Genomic DNA, 17,323 nt, shown 5'->3' with positions numbered 1-17,323 from the left:
CCTTGGAAGGTCGTGCTGTGCGAGCCGAGATCACCGTGTCGGCACCGGTCCACCGGACCGCCCGCGTCCTCCAGATCCAGGGCCTGTTCGACGTGCCCGTGGAGGAGCGGCTGAGCAATTCCTGGGCGATGGACCTGCCGATCGAGGAACGGCCGTGGAGCGTCGGCCTGATCGTCGGCCCCTCGGGAGCCGGGAAGACCAGTATCGCGCGGCATCTGTGGCCCGACCACATCGTCAGCCCGCACACCTGGTCCGATGACCGGTCGCTGGTGGACGACTTCCCGGCGGACATGTCCATCAAGGACATCGTGGCGCTCCTCGGCGCGGTCGGCCTGTCCTCCCCGCCGGCGTGGCTCCGGCCGTACCGGACCCTGTCCAACGGGGAAGCGTTCCGGGCAACGATCGCTCGGGCCCTGGCCGAGTCGGGAGAACTGGTCGTCATCGACGAGTTCACGAGCGTCGTGGACCGCCAGGTCGCGCGGGTCGCTAGCCACACGATCCAGAAGACCGTACGGCGCAGCGACCGCCAGTTCGTTGCGGTGACATGCCATTACGACGTGCTGGAGTGGCTGCAGCCGGATTGGGTGCTGGACGTCTCGACGGGCTCGTTCGAGTGGAGGTCGGTTCAACCCCGGCCCGTGCTCCGGCTCGAAATCCGGCCGGTCGATGGGCAGCTCTGGCCCGTCTTCGCACGCCATCACTATCTGAGCACGGAGCTTCACCGCTCCAGCAAGAAGTTCGCCGGGTTCATCGACGGCGAGCCGGTCGCGTTCCTGGCTTACCGCCACTTCCAGCACCCCGCGACGCGGAACCTGAAGATGGAGCACCGGTTGGTGGTCTTGCCGGACTATCAGGGGCTCGGTATCGGCGTCCGATTCTCCGAGTGGATGGGGCAGCGGCTGTACGAGCAGGGATTCCGCTACCGATCGGTGTCCAGCCATCCGGCGCTGATCGCCTACCGGAGCGGATCGCCGCGGTGGCGGATGATCCAGGGCCAGAAGAAGCTCGGCACCCGCTCCAAGCACCAGTGGATGCACGCGCAGACGCTCGACCCGCGCCGTCTCGGCGTCGTGTCGTTCGAGTACGTGGCGCCGCGCTAGGCCGCGAAAGCCTTCGTCCAACCGGCCGGAGCCGGCCGTAGCCCGAGCGCGCCGACAGCGGCCATCGGCGTGACCGCTGGTCGCGCGTCAGTGACCAGCCAGTGATTCTCTCCCGGGCGGGCCCATGGCGAGGTGCTGTCCTGGCGGATCTCGACGAGGTTCACCGACCCGACGATCGCGCCGCGCAGCAGCGGCCCGTCGAGGGCGACGCCCAGCTCCTCCATCAGCTCGAAGCCTTCCGCGTCGGTCTTGAGGCCCGCATGGATCAGGAGCCTGCCCCGATACGGCGTGACCCAGCTCCGGTTCTCCACGTCCTTGATGCCCGTGACGAGCAACGCCGCCCATGGCTGCCGGACGGTCAGCATCCGCATCCGCACCCGAGAAGCGTAGTAGATCAGGAGCTGCCCTCATGGTCGTCAGCAAGGCCCGTCAGGTCGAGATCTCCCAGCGGCGCTACCAGGCCGTGCAGATGCGGATCGCTGGGGTGTCTCCCACGGTCATCGCTGATCGGCTGGGCTACTCGGGCGCGGCCTCGGTGTCGAAGGACATCGACCGGGCGCTGCAGAAGGCGGCCAAGCAGGAGCAGATGGCCAGCGAGCAGCTTCTCAAGCTGGAGATCGACCGGCTCGACCGCATCATGGCGTCGCTGTGGCCGAAGGTAGTCAAGGGCGAGGTTCAGGCCTGCGAGACGGCGCTGAAGTGCATCAACCGGCGATCGACTCTGCTGGGCCTGGACCTGATCAACCGCAACGGCATCGCGGATGGCGACATGGCGTCGCTGCTGGGCAACCTGCTGATCCAGATCCAGCAGAAGCACGCCATCCCCGACCCCGACACGGACAGCATCGTCGAGGCCGAGGTGATCGGCGAGATCGAGTCGGGGGACGGCCTGTGAGCACGCCGGCGCCGACGCCGCTGAACCTTTCCCCTAAGCAGTTGAGGTCGATCGGCGAGTCCACGGCGCGCTTGAACATCTGGAGCGGGGCGATCCGGTCGGGCAAGACGATCGCCTCGCTGCTGCGGTGGGTTATGTACGTCGCCAACGCGCCGCGCGGGGGCTCGTTGGTGATCGTGGGCAAGACGAGCGACACCATCGCCCGTAACGTCTTTGACGTGCTGCAGGACCCGGCGATCACCGGCCCGATCGCGCGGCGGATCATCTACACCCGGGGTGCTCCCACGGCGAACATCCTCGGGCGGCGTATCGAGATCATCTCGTCGAACGACGCCCGGTCGGAGAACCGGCTGCGGGGTATGACCTGCGCTGGGGCGTACGTCGATGAGATCACGCTGATCGAGCGGGAGTTCTGGGACCAGCTCTTGGCCCGGCTCAGCGTCACGGGCGCCAAACTCTTTGGGACGACAAATCCCGATGCTCCGAACCACTGGTTGAAGCGGCAGTTTCTCGACCGGAAGTATGAGCTTGACCTGCGGCATTGGCACTTCCGGTTGGACGACAACACGGCGTTGGATCCGGCGTACGTCAAGGCGCTCAAGGCCGAGTACACCGGGCTTTGGTACAAGCGGTTCATTGAGGGCCGCTGGGTCATGGCCGAGGGCGCGATCTACGACATGTTCGACCCGGACCGGCACGTCGTCGCCGAGTTGCCGCCCATGGAGCGGTGGCTGGCCTTGGGCGTTGACTATGGCACCGTCAATCCGTTCGACGCCATCCTCATCGGCGTGTCCACCCCCGACGACCAGGGGCAGCGGCGCATCTACCTCGCCAGCGAGTTCCGCTGGGACTCCCGCGCCGAGCGGAAGCAACTCACCGACGCCGAGTACAGCCAGAAGCTCGGCGCGTGGCTGGACAACATCCCCGACACCTATGGCCCTGGCACCCGCGGGGTACGGCCGCAGTGGGTGGTGGTGGACCCGTCCGCCGCGTCGTTCATCACGCAGCTCCAGCGCGACGGCTTCACCCCGACGATGGGGGACAACTCCGTCAACGACGGTATCCGCACCGTGTCCAACCTGCTCGGCGCTGACCACCTGCGGGTGCATAGCTCGGTGTCGGGGTTCCTCGACGAGGTCGGCTCGTACGCGTGGGACGACAAGAAGGCTGAGAAGGGCGATGACGTCCCGGTGAAATTGGACGATCACGCGCTGGACGCTGCCAGGTATGGCCTGCACACCACGCAAGCGGCCTGGCTGCCGCTGCTGCAGCCGGTCTACTGACCTCATGATCGTGCACCCCCGTTCTGTGGCGGGCTGAGGGGTGCGCTGCTCCGCACGTCCACCCGCGTGCGTCGAGCACCAGGTGCGGTCCCGGCCCTGTAGTTGAGGGGCTACCAGGCCGGGGCCGCGCCTACGCCACGCTGTGCATTTCACAACGTCAGGGCCATCCGCGGCGGGTGGCCCTTCTGCATGTCCGGGAGGGCACTATGCGGGAGACCGCGCGACTGACCGAGGGAAGCCACCTGGCGGCCGGTGTGGGCCGCCGCGACACCGCGCGGTGGCGCTGCACCTGGCGCCTGGAGAAGTTCCACGGTGACGACACCGGCCCGCACGCCGTCCCGTTCGAGGTGATCGAGCGTGAGGGCAACGCCCTGATGTACGGCGGGGTGTCCGCGCTGTGGCACCGCCTCACCGGCGGCACTGCCGTGACCGCGTTCGACGCGACCAACGCGAGGGTCGGCGTCGGCGACGGCACCGCCGCGGTGGATCCGCTGCAGACCGACCTTCAGGGGACCAACAAGGTCCGCAAGGGCATGGACGCCGGATACCCGCAGCACACCGACAGCACCGGCGCCGCCGCCAACACAGTCACCTTCAGGGCGACGTTCTCGACCAGCGAGGCCAACTTCGCCTGGGCCGAATGGGCGATCTTCAACGGCGCGTCCGGCGGGCGGATGCTCAACCGCAAGGTAGAGGGCCTTGGCACCAAGACCAGCGCCGCGAGCTGGGTGTTCACGGTGCAGCTTTCCCTGACCTGAGCCACGCGACTGCCTGACGGGGAGGGGACGCGGTGGCGACCATCCTGGAGGACTTCGAGGACGCAACCCTCAACCTCACCATCACCGGAGACTGGGCGAGGACTCAGGACTCGGCGGCTTCGGGCTCTTGGTCGCTGAAGAGTCTCGACATCGACCATCTCGGCACCACGGAGGCCAAGGTTGCCGTCCCAGCCCAGGCGACGAGTCTCACCTTCTATTACCGAGTCTCCACTGAGCCTGATTGGGACGACTTCTACGTCCTGATCGACGGGGTTCAGGCGTTCGAGCCCCTGTCGGGCAACATCCCGTGGGCCCAGGCCACGATCAACGTGACCGGCGCGTCCGAGGTGGTCTTCCAGTTCACCAAGGACGACTCGGTCAACGACCCACTTGGCTTCGACGCGGTCTGGATCGACAACCTGTCGTTCACCGTCCCCGACACGGGCACGCCCAAGAGTTCCACCGACAGCGCAGCGCTCGCCGAGGCGGCCAGCGTCGCCCACGTGCCAGAGGTGGCCAAGACCAACAGCGACAGCGGGCGTCTGGTCGAGGCGCGTTGGACGGGCGAGCCGCAGGCGGCGGGCACACCACCGTCAGTCCGCTCGACATCAACGGGGACGTCCGGCTCGTCGAGCTACAACGTCACCGCTCCCGCCGGTGTGGTCGCGAATGATGTGCTGCTTGCGGTCCAGGCGGCGGATCGCGGGACCACCACGAACATGACGACCCCGAGCGGGGGTAGCGCCTGGCAACCGCTGGATGCGCTGGACGGCACCAGTGGGCTGGGCGTCATCCAGGCGGTCCGGGTGTGGTGGAAGCGTGCCGGGTCGTCCGAACCGACCTCGTTTGTGTTCGCGCAGGGTAGCGGCTCGGACGGCGCCTGCTTGATCGTGGCCATCAAGGACGCGTCGCTGACGGCGGTCCCGAAGATCATGCGCTCGACAGACGGTACCGGCCTGAACGTCACGACACCAGGGATAACCCCGGACTCGGGAAGCGACCTGGAGGTCCGGCTGGTCGCGGCCTACGCGCTCGGCGCCACCATGACCTTCATCTCACCGGCCGGGCTCACCCCGTTGACGAGGGTCCAGTCGCGCACCTACACCGTTCTGGCAGCGGCGGCGCGTGCTCTGCAGTCCAACGCGGCTACCGCCTCGGCCAACTTCGTGGCTTCGGTTGATGAGGTGGAGTGGCGGGCCGGCTACACCTTAGCCATCGCCCCGGCTGTCACTGGGCCTCCGCAGGAGACCAAGTCGGCATCCGACACGGGGGCCGTGGTGGAGGCGTCTGCGGTCACCGTCCTGCCGGACGGAATCCCGAAGGCGGCCAGCGACACCGGAACCCTGAGCGCAACGGCCGCGGCCACGGCCGACATCTCCTCGTTGGACGCGGCGGCGCTGGCGGAAGCTGCGGTCATCGCCAGCGAGCAGCCCAGCGCCGATCAAGCGTCGTTGATCGAGACGTCGATGCTGACGGTCGGCTGGTCGGGTGCTGACCAAGCGGTCTTCGCCGAAACCGCCCAGGTGGGCGTCCAGGTGACCACCGGCGACAGCGGCACACTGGCCGAATCGGTGGCCATCGCCGAAACGATCGGCCCGATCTCCAGCGACCACGCGCTGCTGAGCGAATTCGCGGCGCTGGCGGTGGCGACGGCGACCGGAGACCTCGGCGCGCTGACAGAAGTCGCCGAGGTGGCCGTCCTCAAGCAGGCCAGCGACTCCGCCCAGATCGTCGAGTTGGTCGCGCTGAGCCTGGCGTCGGCCGACAGCGCAACGCTCGTCGAGACGGTCCAGGGCGAGGCCGCGATCACGGCTGGCGACATCGCCTTCATCGACGACCAGGCCGTAATCGAGGCTCCCCGGTCCGCGACGGACGCGGCGGTCCTGGTCGAGACGGCCACCGTGACAAGCCTGGGCCGGGACGTCACCGGGCTTGGCCCGATCTACCGCCGCTGGTCGGCGGGTTCCCCATACCGCAGGTACTCCGCTGGTGAACCGCGCCGCGACTGGGGCGCAGGCTCACCGCGAACGTAGGGAGGACTACCCCATGGAACCGATTTTCTCCCTTAGCCGGGAGTTCCTGTACATCCCCGTCAAGGGCCCGTCCGGTGGTGAAGGCGTGCAAGTCGCTTTCACAAACGAGGACGGCGAGCCGATCGAGACGGACTGGCACGCCGCAACGTGGGACAACCACAGCGCCGCCGGGGCTGACGCGAAGATCCTCGTTGGCCCTGGCGGTGACGGCGCGGTGGCGCTGGCCGAAGGCACCTACCGGGCGTGGGTCCGGGTGTCCGCTCTCGTCGAGAAGCCCGTCCTTCCCGGCGGGCTTGTCCCTGTCATCTGAGGAGACTTCATGCTTCGCATCCCAGCCACCGGCGATATCGTCCGTTATCGCGGTCGGCAGGGCCTGCACGCCGTGCGCGCCGCGATCGTTACGGCGGACACGACGACGCTCGACCCCGAGGGCGTCAAGATCGGCGCAGTGCCCCCGCTGGACGACGAGTCGCACGTCCACCTGTGGGTGTTCACGCCTGGCCAGCTCGGCGGGTTCCACGAGTACAACGTCGCGCTCGGCGCAGAGCCCGGCACGTGGCACTGGCCGGTGAAGGCCGGATGACCCAACAGGCGATCACCTGGCGACAAGCCGCCGCTCACGCCGCTGCCGTCCTGGAGCGCGCCGACTGCGAGCCCAACCCGGACATGGTCGAGGTCAAGGTCTCCATAGCCGACGGCTGGACGCAACTGGCCGTCGCCCTGTCGGAGATCGAGAAGACATGAGGAGGGTGGCCGATGCCGCTTCCCGAGCGTAATCAGGAGTGGCCGCCGCCAGCGATCCGACAGGAGATGCGGCTCTACGACACTCACGGCGCTTGGTACGGCGGTGACCCGGACAAGCTGGCGCAGGTGTATGAAGGCAACCGGGCAGCGCCGATGGTGGGGATGGACCCGAAGGGCTGGGACCGGCCAATCGGTCGCCTCGGCGGCTACCTCGGGCGGGCGGTCCGCTACTTCTGGGGGACGCCCACCCCGGCGGCGCAGTCGCGGGCGACGAAGCTTCACATCCCGCTGGCCGCCGACATCGCCGCCACCAGCGCCGACCTGCTGTTCAGCGAGCCCCCGACGCTGAAGCTGAAGGGCAAGAAGGGGCAGCAGCGGCTCGACTCGGTGCTGCACGAGGCCGGCGTGTACGGCAGCCTGCTGGAGGCCGCCGAGTTGGCCGCCGCGTACGGGGGCGTCTACCTGCGGGTGGGCTGGGACACGACGATGGCTGACCATCCGGTCGTGGACGCGCTGCCGCCGGACGCCGCTGTGCCCGAGTTCCACAACGGTCGGCTCAAGGCGGTGACGTTCTGGCGGGTCGTGTACGAGGACGACCGGTCGGGCGAGGTGTGGCGGCACCTGGAGAAGCACGAACAGGGCCGCATCTTCCACGGCCTGTACTTGGGCGACGAGGATCATCTGGGCCGACAGATGCCGCTGGAGGATCACCCGGCGACCGCCGAGTTTGCCGAGCTGGTGGACGAGGACGGCGGGTTCGACAGCGGGTTCGAGCGTGGCCTGCTGGTCGAGTACATCCCGAACATGAGGCCGCACCGTTCGATCCGGGGCACGGCGATCGGCCGCTCGGACTATGCGGGCGTCGAACCGCTGCTCGATGCGTTGGATGAGACGTGGACGAGTTGGATGCGGGACCTGCGGCTCGGCAAGGCGCGAATCATCGTCCCGGAGATCTACTTGACGACGGCCGGGCGCGGGCAGGCAGCGTCGTGGGATCCGGACCGGGAGATCTACAGCCCGCTGGGCGGCATGCTGCCGTCGCCGCAGAACCCCGGCGGCATGATTACGCTCAGCCAGTTCAAGATCCGCGTGCAGGAGCATGCGGACACGTCGAAGAACCTGGTGGAGCAGATCGTTCGCGGCGCCGGGTATGCGCTGCAGTCGTTCGCAGAGGGGAGCGGTGGCCAGGCCAAGACGGCGACCGAGATCCACATGGAGAAGCACCGGTCCTACTCGACACGTGGCCGGAAGATCGGTTACTGGACACCGCGGCTCGCGTGGCTGTCGGAGGCGATGCTGGCCGTCGATCACGCCGTGTTCGGGACGAAGGTCGTGGCCGAGCGGGCGACCGTGGAGTGGCCGGACGGTGTCATGCCGGACCCGGAGTCGATGGGCCGCACCCTGGACATGCTGAACCGGGCGCAAGCCGTGTCCCTGGACACGAAGGTCCGGTGGGTGCATCCCGACTGGGACGACGTGCAGATCCAGGCCGAGAAGGAGCGGCTTCGCGATGAGCTTGGGCTCAACGTGCCGGACCCGGCCACGCTGGGCGAGACGTGGATCCCTGACGCGACCGGCGAGGACTGATGTCGATCACTCCAGCCGCCGCTATCGAGGAGGGCCTGGAGCAAGCGCGGAAGGTTGCCGCCATGTACGCCGACGCGGAGATGGCGCTGCTGGAACGCATCGCGGCGCGAGTCGGCAAGGACCTCGACAACGACGACGGCGACGACTGGGCGGACAAGCGGCTCGCCGAGGTGACCCAGCTCCGCAAGGAAGCCGAAGCGATCGTCCGCCGTCTGCAGGCCGCTTCGAGGGCAGCCGCACAGGCCGCGGTGCTGGACACGTGGGCCGCAGGCATGGATGCCGCGGTGCGCGGTGCCGTGCTGCAGGTCCATGACCGGAAGGTGCGGAAGCGGCTGGCCAAGGTGCTGGAGGACGCGAAGAACCTTGGCGCGAGCCGGGGCATCAACGCCGGCCAGGGCGTTGCGGAGTTGGCCGCGCAGACCGTCCGCATGGTCACGTCGGTGCATGAGGGCGCGCTGCGTGCGGTGGACGACCTCTACCGCAACGTCATCGCTGAGGCGGCCAGCCGAGCGTTGATCGGCGCGGAGACTCGGCGGGAGGCGGCGCAGCGGGCACTCGACCGGTTCACGGCCGAAGGCATCAAGGGCTTCACCGACTTGTCCAACCCGCCCAGGACATGGAGCATGGCCAGCTACGCCGAGATGGCCATGCGGACGGCGACCGCGCGGGCGGCGGTGGACGGGCATCTGGCGACGCTGCGCGAGGCCGGGATCAACCTGGTGAGCGTGTCGCGGCTGCCGTACACGTGCGACCGGTGCGCCCGCTGGGAGGGCGAGGTGCTGGCCCTGTCCGGGGCGGCCGGGATGCGCGTGGAGGAGAACCCGGCGACGGGCGTGCAGGTGTTCGTCCATGTCGCTGGGACGGTCGCGGAAGCGCGGCTGGCGGGTCTGCTGCACCCGAACTGTGGGCACAGCCTGAACGCCTACCTCCCTGGTGTGTCGAGGCCAGCGCCTGTCGTGCAGTCGAAGGCCAACTACAGGGAGTCGCAGCGGCAGCGCTACCTGGAGCGGAAGGTCCGGGAGACCAAGCGGCGCGCGGCGGTTGCGCTCGACGACGATGCCCGCGCGAAAGCGGACGCCAAGACGGCCGACTATCAGCGGCAGCTCAAGGAACTGGCGAAGGCAACAGGGCTGCGGCGCAAGACCGGGCGGGAGAAGGACAACGCGCCGCCCGCAGACCTGGATGAGCTGACCGACAAGCAGCTCACTGACCTGGCCAGCAAGTTCGGCCACGACGAGCAGGCGTTGGCCCGACTGGAGCAGGAGATGAACCGCCGCGACGAGGCCGCAGCCAAGCAGGAAACCCGCTCGAGCGCATAGACGCGCATTCTCGGGCTCGCCAGGCGCGGGCCTTTCCCATGTTCCGACGACACGCTCCAGGAGGGCGATCTCGTCATGCCTGAAAACACTGTGCCGACCACCGATGGAAGCGGCGAAGGCCAGCCGCAGCAGGAGCAGAACCCTCCGGCTGGGGCCGAGGTCACGCCGCCCGAGCAGTCGGCGACCGACGATACGGCGGTCAACCCCGACGCGAAGCGGGTGGACCAGCTTCCGCCGTGGGCGCAGAAGCTCATCAAGGACACCCGCTCGGAGGCGGCCGACTGGCGGTCCAAGCTGAAGGACGCGCAGAAGACGGCCGACGAGGCGACCGCCCAGCAAGGGCCGTCGCAGGAGGAGATCACCCAGCAGGTCAAGACGGACTTCGCTCAGCAGATTGCCAAGGCCCTGGGCCTGGCGGCTGAGGAAGAGAAGCCGATCGACCCGCAGAAGGTGATCGAGACGCTGACGGCCGAGCGGGACACCACGGCCAAGGAACGCGACTCGGAGAGGGAGCGGCACCGCCGCGCCCTGATCGAGCTCGCGGTCCACCGTGCCAGCCAGAAGGCCGGCGCGGATCCGGACGCCCTGCTCGACAGCAGGAGCTTTTTGAAGGCGGTCCGGGACATGGATCCGGACGCTGACGACTTCTCCACTTCACTCACCGAGATCATCACGACCTCGGTGGAGAACAACCCGAAGTTCAAGGCGGCCACCCAGGCGGGGCCGCCAGCCAGGAGCGGAGGCGAGTTCACCGGCGGGCCTGGTGAGCGAGCGTCGAGTTCCGAGCCCTCCATCGACGAGTTCCGCGCCAGGCGTAAGAAGCGCGCCTCGTCCTAATCACTAGAAGCGGCACCGCTTTTAGCTTCCTGAAGAGGTGAAAGGCCCGAATGGCTAACACTTTCCTGACCCCGAGCATCATCGCCAAGGCGGCGCTCGCCACGCTCTATGAGACGTGTGTGATGGCTCAGCTCGTCCACCGTGACTATGAGCAGGAGTTCGTATCTCGTGTGGGTGACACGATCTCCGTGCGGAAGCCCGCTGTGTTCCAGGCGAACGAGTTCAACAGGGCGCAGGGCATCCAGATTCAGAACGCGTCCGAGGGCAGCGTGCCGATCACGCTGAACCACTTCAGCGACGTCTCCTTCGCGGTCACCGCCGAAGAGTTGACCTTGGAGATCGAGGACTTCGGTACGCAGCTCCTCAACCCGGCGATGGAGGCGATCTCGCAGAAGATCGACCGGGACATCCTGAGCCTGCGGAACGACATCGTGCAGCGGGTGGGCGTCCCGGGGACGACGCCTGCGGGCGTCACCGGCGAGGTGATCCACCCGTACGACGACCCGAAGACGGCGATCGACGCGCGCAGGGTCCTCAACCAGAGGAACGTGCCTGCGGCGGATCGTCATCTGGTGATCGGCCCGGAGATCGAGGCGCTCTGGCTGTCGGATCCGCTGTTTCATCAGGCCGACGTCAGGGGGGACACGGACGGTCTCCGCGAGGCTTCGTTGGGTAGGCGGGTTTTCGGTCACGATGCCTTCCAGACGCAGAACATCGACGCGCCGACCGGTACGCCGTCCGCTGGCCAGCCGAACACCGAGGTCGGAGTGGCTTTTCACAGGACGGCGTTCGCGTTGGTGACGAGGCCCTTGGTGCTTCCGCAGGGTGCGGCCAACGCTGCGGTGGAGAGCTACAAGGGGTTTGGGGTCAGGGTGGTGATGGATTACGACATCTCCAAAAAGCAGGACATCGTGTCGGTGGACTGCCTCTACGGCGTCAAGACCCTCGACGCCAACAGGGCCGTGCTGATCCACGGGGTCGCGGCGTGACCTACGTCTACCGCAACGCCAACACCGGGCAGGTGGTTCCGCTCGAACAGCGAGACCCCTGCCTGGACATGTTGGACAACTGGCGGATCATCGGCGGGCCTGAGCCCGCCGACGCGTCCGGTCCGGCTTCGGCCGGGCCGGCCCGCCCATCTGAGCACGACAACAAGGCCGCGTGGGTCGAGTACGCGGTCTCGCGCGGCATGCCCGAGAGCGACGCCAAGGCGTTGTCGAAGGCCGCGCTGATCGAGGAATTCGGGGAGGCCCCAGATGGCGAGGACTGATCTGGTCGTCCGGCCCATGCCGCGTACCGGCGTAGCGCTCGGCGCTGGCCTGGTCGCGGCCAACGCGGATGGCAACGCCTTCGACCACACCGCGCGGCGCATGCTGCTGCTCAAGAACAGCAACGGCGCGCCCGCAGCGGTGACCGTGCAGATCCCTGCGACGGTCGAAGGTCAGGACGTGGTGGACCTGCCGGTCGCCGTCCCGGCGAACGATTCCCTGCTGCTGCCGCCGTTCAGTGCCGTCTACCGGCAGGCCAACGGCAAGGTGTACATCGACTATGCGGCCCCGGCAGGGCTGACGGTCGGTGTGATCGAGCAGCCGGCGTAGCCCATGGCATACGCGACGGCTGCCGACTTCACGGCATACAGCGGCAAGGCCGCGCCTGACGACATCGACCGGCGGCTGGAGCGCGCGAGCGAGCGGATCGACGAGATGCTGTTCGCCTCGATCTACCCGACCGACGACGCGGGCATGCCCACAAGGCCGGAGGACATCGAGGCGATCAAGCGGGCGACGTGCGCGCAGGTCGCGTGGACGGTCGCCGTGGGCGATGAGTTCGGCGTTGCCGCCGCCTTCGGCCGGGTCGCGATCGGATCGGTCCGGCTGGAGCGTGGCGGCTCCGGGGACGCGCCGCCTCCTCGGTACTCGCCGGACGCCTCGTCGATCCTGCAGCGGGCGGGGCTGCTACCCGGCTACATCCTCGACGGGAGCGTGTGGTGATGCTGCCCGAGTGGCTGCTGCGCCACAAGGCGATCATCGAGCCGTTCCAGGGAGACGGGGCCTACGGGCCGGTGTACGGGGAGCCGTTCGAGTCCCGCTGCCTCGTGGACGACGAGCGGCGCCTGGTGCGGGACGCACAGGGAGCCGAGGTCGTCAGCGATACGACCGTGTTCTTCCCTCCAGGCACGACCTGCCCGGAGGGGAGCAGGGTCACCGTCAACGGGCGGCAGACCACAGTCATCACGAGTTTTGCCCGCGACGGCGGCGGATTGCCGACGCCGGACCACGTTGAGGTGGTGTGCCGCTGATGGCCAGAGCCAGATTCAACGCCAAGGTCAACGCGGAGGAGATCACGGCTGAGATCCGGCGCGCGGCCGGGCGCGGCCTCCGTCATGCCACCGAGCATGTTCTGTCGGTGTCCAATCAGCGTGTCCCGCATGACGAGGGCACGCTGGAGCGGTCGGGTGCGGCCGTTGTCGATGAGAATGAACTGCGTAGCGTCGTCTCCTACGACGGCTCGTATGCGGTGCCGCAGCACGAAAACCTCGACTACAAGCACAAGCCCGGCCGGACCGCGAAGTTCTTGGAACTCGCGGTGCGTGAGGAGCGCGAGGTGGTCAGGTTGCTGATCGCCAAGCAGATCCGGCAGGTGCTCAAGTGACCTGGACTCGTGATCTGCTGACCGGGTTTGCCGTCCTGCTAGGCGAGGCCGGTGTGGCGACGTGGAATCCCAACGGGATCTACACGGCCAACCAGACGGCGCTCACGATCGGTGGTCTCCCGGCATCCCCGGACACGGCCATCGCGCTCGCGGTGTACGGCGTGGGCCAGATGGGCGACGACGTTGAGCAGCCGGACTCGGCCGTGCAGATGCAGGCCCGGTTCCGGGCGAAGACGGACCCGCGGGTTGTGGACGACCTGGCGGACGGCGTGTTCGACGCGATCCACGGCCTGGCCAACGTGATGCTCTCGACCGGCGTTCAGGTGCTGCTCGCGCGGCGGACGCTGGTCGCGCCGCTCGGCCGCGACAGCTCGGGCCGGTGGGAACGGGCCGACTCTTTCGACCTGATGTGCCACCGGCCGTCGCCGCACCGCGACGCCTGACCTCTCCCCTTTCCCTGCTGAAAGCGGTCCCGCTTTCAGTGTTCCAGCATGCCCTTTCAAGGAGTGATCATGGGCCTGCGTTCCCTGCTCGCGAAGGACTGGAAGCTCGACGTCAATACAGGGCCCGACTTCGAGAACCCCATCTGGACGTCGGTCAAGGGCTTGACGTCCTTCCAAGAGACCACCGACGACAACACGGAGGACGACGGCGACTTCGACGACGAGGAAGGCTGGGGCAGCTCCGTCGTGACCGGCCGGACCTGGCAGATCGAGGCCGAGGGACGGAGGAAGCGGACCGACGCCGCAGTGTTCACACCCGACCCGGGGCAGGAGGCCATCCGGAAGGCGGCCCGCAAGGTTGGCTTCGGCGCGAACATCAAGGTCAGGTGGTACCGCAGGGACGGCGCTCCCGACGCCTACGAAGGCGTCTGCACCGTCTCCGAGTTCGTCAAGGGCGGCAGCGTGACCGACCTGGAGCCGTTCTCGTTCACTCTGCTGGGCCAGGGCGAGCCGGTCGAGATCGAGAACCCGGTGGTCACCCCGTGACCCAGTTCCAGGACCTCGACGAGTTCTTTGACGACACCTTGCCGCTCCCGGTGGGCGGGAAGTGGTACGTCGTCCCGCCTCCCGACGCTGAGGTCGGTCTGCTGTGCCAGCGGCTCATGAACGCCAGCCTGGCCGCTGAGCAGGGCGACACGGTGGATGACCCCAAGCTCAACGAGCTGGTTGAAGTCGTGCTCAACGACGACGAGGAGCGCGACCTGTACCAGCGCATCCTCGGGCCGGTGTGGGACGAGCTGCACGCCGACAAGGTGAAGTGGCCTCGCATCCAGCACGTCGGCGCGACCGCGCTGGTGTGGGTCGCCGCCGGTAAGGACGCCGCCGCGAAGATCTGGGCCTCGGGCGGCTCGGGGGAAGCCCAGGCCCCGAATCGGGCGACGCGCCGGGCGACGGCAGCGGCGGCGACATCGACCCGGTCTCGGGGATCCGTGACTACTACGAAGACGACGGCTTCTCGGTCTCGAAAGGCCGCACCGTCTCGTGGCAAGACATCCTGACGCGCTGGGCGCTCGTCGAGCCCGACCTGCATGAGGTGTACGGCATCGACCTCGGCGAGCCCGGCGTGCTGCGCACCCGCTCGTGGCGGTGGCTGCGGACGCGGCTGCACGGGCTGCTGACGTGTGACTCGCGTTTGGCCTGCGCCCTCGACCCGGGCGAGGGGCGGCAGTGAGGCGGGCCTTCGACATGTGTTTTCCCGCCGCGGCTTCACCCGCCCGAGACTCCAGGAGGTGAATCCCGGTGGCGCTGAATGTCGGCGAACTGTTCGCTGAGATCAACGTGAAGGACCGGGGCGCGACCGTTGTCCGCCGGTTCATGACCTTCATGCGCGACGCCGCGAAGAAGATCGACATCGACGTGGGCGCGGTCGCCAAGCGCGCCGGGTCGATGGGCGTCGAGTTCACCGGCGCGGCGCTGAAGGCGGCCACCCTGGCGGCGTCGATGGCTGCGGCGGCGCAGAGCGCGGTCGGTCTGGTCGCAGCGCTGGCCCCGGCAGGCGGCATTGTCGCTGCCCTTCCGGGCATGATCGCGCTCGGTGTCGGCGCGATGGCTGTCCTCAAGGTGGCTTTGGCCGACGTGGGCGACGCCTTCGGCGCAGCCCTTGGCGATGATCCGAAAAAGTTCGAGGAGAGCCTGGCAGGGCTCTCACCTGCGGCGCAGGCAGCCGCCCGCGAGCTGCACTCGGTCAAGCCCGCGATCGACGGTCTCAAGAGCGCCGTCCAAGACGCCTTCTTCCGGCCGCTCGCGGGCCAGATCCGGGCGGTGGCAGACGCGATGGTCGGGCCGCTGCGGACCGGCATGCAGGGCGTGGCCAGAGAGTTCGGTCTCGCCGGCGCAGAGGTGGCGCGGTTCGCCTCGTCGTCGGCGACGGTGGCAGCGATCTCGTCGATCTTCAGTTCGCTGCGATCGGCGGTCGCCTCGATCCAGCCCGCGATCCAACCACTCCTGGCTGGGTTTCGCGACATCGCCGTGGTCGGTGCGTCTTGGTCGTCGGGACTGGTTCCCGGTATCGCGGCTGCGGCTCAGCGGTTCGGAGAGTTCCTGTCCAACGCCGCTAAAAGCGGTACCGCACTTAGTTGGATGCAGGGTGCGCTGGACGTGTTCAAGCAGCTCGGGCAGGTCGGCGGCGACCTGGTCGGCATCGTCAAGTCGGTCTTTTCGGCGATGTCCGCTGGCGGGTCGAACGCTCTCGGAGTGCTCGGGCAGCTTCTTGATCAACTGAACCAGTTCCTGGCGAGCGCGGAGGGCCAGAAAGCGCTCGTCGCGATCTTCGGGGCGTTGTCGCAGGTCGGCTCAGCCCTGATGCCCATCTTCAAGGCACTGGGCGGCGCGTTGGCGTTGGTCGCGCCGCATATCGCGTCCATCGCGACGGCGCTGGGTCCTGGGCTCGCCGCTGCGGTCTCGGCGCTCGGGCCGGCTCTGGCCGCTCTGGGGCCTGGGTTGACCGTGGTCGCCCAGATGCTCGCACAAGCGTTCGCGAGCCCTGAGCTGCAGTCCGGGCTGCTCATGCTCGGTCAGGGGCTCTCTGCAGCTCTCGTTGCAGTCGCTCCGCTGCTACCAGCGGTAGCGCAATTAGCGGGCATTCTGGGCCAGGTCCTTGGCATTGCGCTGAGTAACATCTCGGCTGCGCTCGGTCCGCTGATCAGCGCTTTTTCGAGCGCCCTGCAGCCTGCCTTGGCGTCCATTTCGTCCGCTTTTGCCCTGCTCGGACCTGCAATGCAGCCCGTTTATGCAGCTTTTGGGCAAATTGCGGGCGCAATTGTGCAATCCGTGCTGCCGCCGATCCTGCAGCTCGCCCCGTCGCTGCTAAATGGGCTAGTTCCTGCCTTTATTGAACTGATTAATGCCGTCAAACCGCTTATTCCGCTTTTGGCCGATTTGCTTGTAATGGCGATCAAGGACATCCTGCCTGCGGTCGTCCCGGTCATCCCGATCGTGACTCAGCTCGGAGTCGCCTTCGTGCAGATGGGCGCCAAGGTGGCCCAGATCGTCGCGCAGATCAAACCTGCCATCGAGGCCGGAGTCGCGATCTTCCGCTGGATGTACAACATCCTCGTCGGCAATTCGATCATCCCCGACATGGTCACCGCCATCGGCACGTGGATCGGCACGAAGCTCATCGGCTGGTTCTCGGCGCTCCCAGGCAAGATCAAAAACGCGGTGTCCTCCATAGGTCCGACCATGGCGGGCATCGCCCAGGACGTCGTTTCCGGCTTCTGGAACAAACTCCAGTCGCTGGCCAGCGGCCTGTACAACAACGTCCGCAACTTCTTCGCCAACATCGTCAAGAGCGCCAAGGACGCCCTCGGCATCAAGTCGCCGTCGAAGGTGTTCGCCCAGATCGGAGCCTTCATGATGCAAGGCATGTCGATCGGCGTGGACAAGGGCCGCGGGCTCGTCGTGTCCTCGCTGAAGAAGGTCGCCGGGCTCGCGACGAGGACGGCGATGCCGGACCTGTCGGTGCCGGGCGTGACCGTCCCGGACGGTCTCGGCGGTGGGCGCGCCTTGTCGCGGACGGTGGTGAACGTGACGAATCACTACCCGCAGGCCGAACCCACGTCGGTGACGGTGAACCGCAGCCTGCAGTACGTGGGCGCGATGGGGGTGATCTGA

General features: G+C 67.7%; 23 protein-coding genes. 22 read left to right on the top strand and 1 reads right to left on the bottom strand.

Features of this window, described 5'->3' with window-relative positions:
• Window positions 1-17: 17 nt before the first annotated feature.
• On the top strand, window positions 18-1,100 hold the full coding sequence (locus tag HD597_RS33445; protein ID WP_253747164.1) for a GNAT family N-acetyltransferase: 1,083 nt from the start codon (window positions 18-20) through the stop codon (window positions 1,098-1,100).
• Here HD597_RS33445 and HD597_RS33440 read toward each other — a convergent pair.
• Window positions 1,097-1,471, bottom strand: a complete 375-nt coding sequence (locus HD597_RS33440) for an ASCH domain-containing protein (RefSeq protein WP_253759581.1) — start codon at window positions 1,469-1,471, stop codon at window positions 1,097-1,099. The genes HD597_RS33445 and HD597_RS33440 overlap by 4 nt on opposite strands.
• Window positions 1,472-1,509: 38 nt before the next feature.
• Between HD597_RS33440 and HD597_RS33435 the strand changes: the two genes are divergently transcribed.
• The 21 genes from HD597_RS33435 to HD597_RS33335 all read left to right on the top strand — a co-directional run bounded on the left by HD597_RS33435 (window position 1,510) and on the right by HD597_RS33335 (window position 17,323).
• Window positions 1,510-1,995, top strand: a complete 486-nt coding sequence (locus tag HD597_RS33435) for a hypothetical protein (RefSeq protein WP_253747163.1) — start codon at window positions 1,510-1,512, stop codon at window positions 1,993-1,995.
• The gene (locus HD597_RS33430; RefSeq protein WP_253747162.1) at window positions 1,992-3,278 is read left to right on the top strand and encodes a PBSX family phage terminase large subunit; all 1,287 of its coding nucleotides are present in this window, start codon (window positions 1,992-1,994) and stop codon (window positions 3,276-3,278) included. Before HD597_RS33435 ends, HD597_RS33430 begins: the two co-directional genes overlap by 4 nt.
• 206 nt (window positions 3,279-3,484) lie before the next feature.
• Window positions 3,485-4,036: a hypothetical protein gene (locus HD597_RS33425; RefSeq protein ID WP_253747161.1), complete on the top strand. Its 552-nt coding sequence runs from the start codon at window positions 3,485-3,487 to the stop codon at window positions 4,034-4,036.
• A 32-nt stretch (window positions 4,037-4,068) separates the two neighbouring features.
• Window positions 4,069-6,069 carry a hypothetical protein gene (locus HD597_RS33420; RefSeq protein WP_253747160.1) on the top strand — a complete coding sequence of 667 codons (2,001 nt, stop codon included), beginning with the start codon at window positions 4,069-4,071 and terminating at the stop codon, window positions 6,067-6,069.
• Between the two features lie 13 nt (window positions 6,070-6,082).
• A complete protein-coding gene (locus tag HD597_RS33415; protein WP_253747159.1) occupies window positions 6,083-6,379 on the top strand; it encodes a hypothetical protein in 297 nt (98 codons plus the stop codon).
• A gap of 9 nt (window positions 6,380-6,388) precedes the next feature.
• Window positions 6,389-6,652, top strand: a complete 264-nt coding sequence (locus HD597_RS33410; RefSeq protein WP_253747158.1) for a hypothetical protein — start codon at window positions 6,389-6,391, stop codon at window positions 6,650-6,652.
• Window positions 6,649-6,813, top strand: coding sequence for a hypothetical protein (locus HD597_RS33405; protein ID WP_253747157.1), 165 nt, complete (start codon window positions 6,649-6,651; stop codon window positions 6,811-6,813). Before HD597_RS33410 ends, HD597_RS33405 begins: the two co-directional genes overlap by 4 nt.
• A 66-nt stretch (window positions 6,814-6,879) precedes the next feature.
• On the top strand, window positions 6,880-8,400 hold the full coding sequence (locus HD597_RS33400; protein WP_253747156.1) for a phage portal protein: 1,521 nt from the start codon (window positions 6,880-6,882) through the stop codon (window positions 8,398-8,400).
• Window positions 8,400-9,719, top strand: coding sequence for a phage minor capsid protein (locus tag HD597_RS33395; RefSeq protein WP_253747155.1), 1,320 nt, complete (start codon window positions 8,400-8,402; stop codon window positions 9,717-9,719). The genes HD597_RS33400 and HD597_RS33395 overlap by 1 nt, the downstream gene beginning before the upstream one ends.
• Before the next feature lie 75 nt (window positions 9,720-9,794).
• Window positions 9,795-10,556 (top strand): hypothetical protein, encoded by a 762-nt coding sequence (locus tag HD597_RS33390; protein WP_253747154.1) that lies wholly within the window; start codon window positions 9,795-9,797, stop codon window positions 10,554-10,556.
• A 50-nt stretch (window positions 10,557-10,606) separates the two neighbouring features.
• A complete protein-coding gene (locus tag HD597_RS33385) occupies window positions 10,607-11,545 on the top strand; it encodes a major capsid protein (protein ID WP_253747153.1) in 939 nt (312 codons plus the stop codon).
• Window positions 11,542-11,826 (top strand): hypothetical protein, encoded by a 285-nt coding sequence (locus HD597_RS33380; protein ID WP_253747152.1) that lies wholly within the window; start codon window positions 11,542-11,544, stop codon window positions 11,824-11,826. The genes HD597_RS33385 and HD597_RS33380 overlap by 4 nt, the downstream gene beginning before the upstream one ends.
• Entirely contained in the window at window positions 11,813-12,154 is a 342-nt protein-coding gene (locus HD597_RS33375) for a hypothetical protein (RefSeq protein ID WP_253747151.1), read from the top strand. Before HD597_RS33380 ends, HD597_RS33375 begins: the two co-directional genes overlap by 14 nt.
• Before the next feature lie 3 nt (window positions 12,155-12,157).
• A complete protein-coding gene (locus HD597_RS33370) occupies window positions 12,158-12,547 on the top strand; it encodes a hypothetical protein (RefSeq protein WP_253747150.1) in 390 nt (129 codons plus the stop codon).
• Complete coding sequence (locus HD597_RS33365) at window positions 12,544-12,855, top strand: hypothetical protein (protein WP_253747149.1); 312 nt, start codon at window positions 12,544-12,546, stop codon at window positions 12,853-12,855. Before HD597_RS33370 ends, HD597_RS33365 begins: the two co-directional genes overlap by 4 nt.
• Window positions 12,846-13,208 carry a hypothetical protein gene (locus HD597_RS33360; protein ID WP_253747148.1) on the top strand — a complete coding sequence of 121 codons (363 nt, stop codon included), beginning with the start codon at window positions 12,846-12,848 and terminating at the stop codon, window positions 13,206-13,208. The genes HD597_RS33365 and HD597_RS33360 overlap by 10 nt, the downstream gene beginning before the upstream one ends.
• Window positions 13,205-13,651: a minor capsid protein gene (locus HD597_RS33355; RefSeq protein ID WP_253747147.1), complete on the top strand. Its 447-nt coding sequence runs from the start codon at window positions 13,205-13,207 to the stop codon at window positions 13,649-13,651. The genes HD597_RS33360 and HD597_RS33355 overlap by 4 nt, the downstream gene beginning before the upstream one ends.
• Window positions 13,652-13,720: 69 nt before the next feature.
• Window positions 13,721-14,197, top strand: coding sequence for a phage tail tube protein (locus HD597_RS33350; protein ID WP_253747146.1), 477 nt, complete (start codon window positions 13,721-13,723; stop codon window positions 14,195-14,197).
• On the top strand, window positions 14,194-14,709 hold the full coding sequence (locus HD597_RS33345; protein ID WP_253747145.1) for a DUF7426 family protein: 516 nt from the start codon (window positions 14,194-14,196) through the stop codon (window positions 14,707-14,709). Before HD597_RS33350 ends, HD597_RS33345 begins: the two co-directional genes overlap by 4 nt.
• A 35-nt stretch (window positions 14,710-14,744) precedes the next feature.
• Window positions 14,745-14,882 carry a hypothetical protein gene (locus HD597_RS33340; RefSeq protein WP_253747144.1) on the top strand — a complete coding sequence of 46 codons (138 nt, stop codon included), beginning with the start codon at window positions 14,745-14,747 and terminating at the stop codon, window positions 14,880-14,882.
• Window positions 14,883-14,950: 68 nt separating this feature from the next.
• On the top strand, window positions 14,951-17,323 hold the full coding sequence (locus tag HD597_RS33335) for a phage tail protein (RefSeq protein ID WP_253747142.1): 2,373 nt from the start codon (window positions 14,951-14,953) through the stop codon (window positions 17,321-17,323).

This window comes from Nonomuraea thailandensis, from assembly GCF_024172165.1.
In the GTDB taxonomy this organism is placed as follows: domain Bacteria; phylum Actinomycetota; class Actinomycetes; order Streptosporangiales; family Streptosporangiaceae; genus Nonomuraea; species Nonomuraea thailandensis.
The sequence above is the reverse complement of the archived record's forward strand: the minus strand, read 5'-3'. Positions and strand labels throughout refer to the sequence as shown.

Coding starts and splice junctions, on each gene's coding strand:
- HD597_RS33375 (WP_253747151.1), top strand. CDS start 11,813: ATGGCGAGGACTGATCTGGTCGTCCGGCCCATGCCGCGTACCGGCGTA.
- HD597_RS33385 (WP_253747153.1), top strand. CDS start 10,607: ATGGCTAACACTTTCCTGACCCCGAGCATCATCGCCAAGGCGGCGCTC.
- HD597_RS33350 (WP_253747146.1), top strand. CDS start 13,721: ATGGGCCTGCGTTCCCTGCTCGCGAAGGACTGGAAGCTCGACGTCAAT.
- HD597_RS33425 (WP_253747161.1), top strand. CDS start 3,485: ATGCGGGAGACCGCGCGACTGACCGAGGGAAGCCACCTGGCGGCCGGT.
- HD597_RS33390 (WP_253747154.1), top strand. CDS start 9,795: ATGCCTGAAAACACTGTGCCGACCACCGATGGAAGCGGCGAAGGCCAG.
- HD597_RS33395 (WP_253747155.1), top strand. CDS start 8,400: ATGTCGATCACTCCAGCCGCCGCTATCGAGGAGGGCCTGGAGCAAGCG.
- HD597_RS33440 (WP_253759581.1), bottom strand. CDS start 1,471: ATGCGGATGCTGACCGTCCGGCAGCCATGGGCGGCGTTGCTCGTCACG.
- HD597_RS33370 (WP_253747150.1), top strand. CDS start 12,158: ATGGCATACGCGACGGCTGCCGACTTCACGGCATACAGCGGCAAGGCC.
- HD597_RS33415 (WP_253747159.1), top strand. CDS start 6,083: ATGGAACCGATTTTCTCCCTTAGCCGGGAGTTCCTGTACATCCCCGTC.
- HD597_RS33405 (WP_253747157.1), top strand. CDS start 6,649: ATGACCCAACAGGCGATCACCTGGCGACAAGCCGCCGCTCACGCCGCT.
- HD597_RS33435 (WP_253747163.1), top strand. CDS start 1,510: ATGGTCGTCAGCAAGGCCCGTCAGGTCGAGATCTCCCAGCGGCGCTAC.
- HD597_RS33400 (WP_253747156.1), top strand. CDS start 6,880: ATGCGGCTCTACGACACTCACGGCGCTTGGTACGGCGGTGACCCGGAC.
- HD597_RS33410 (WP_253747158.1), top strand. CDS start 6,389: ATGCTTCGCATCCCAGCCACCGGCGATATCGTCCGTTATCGCGGTCGG.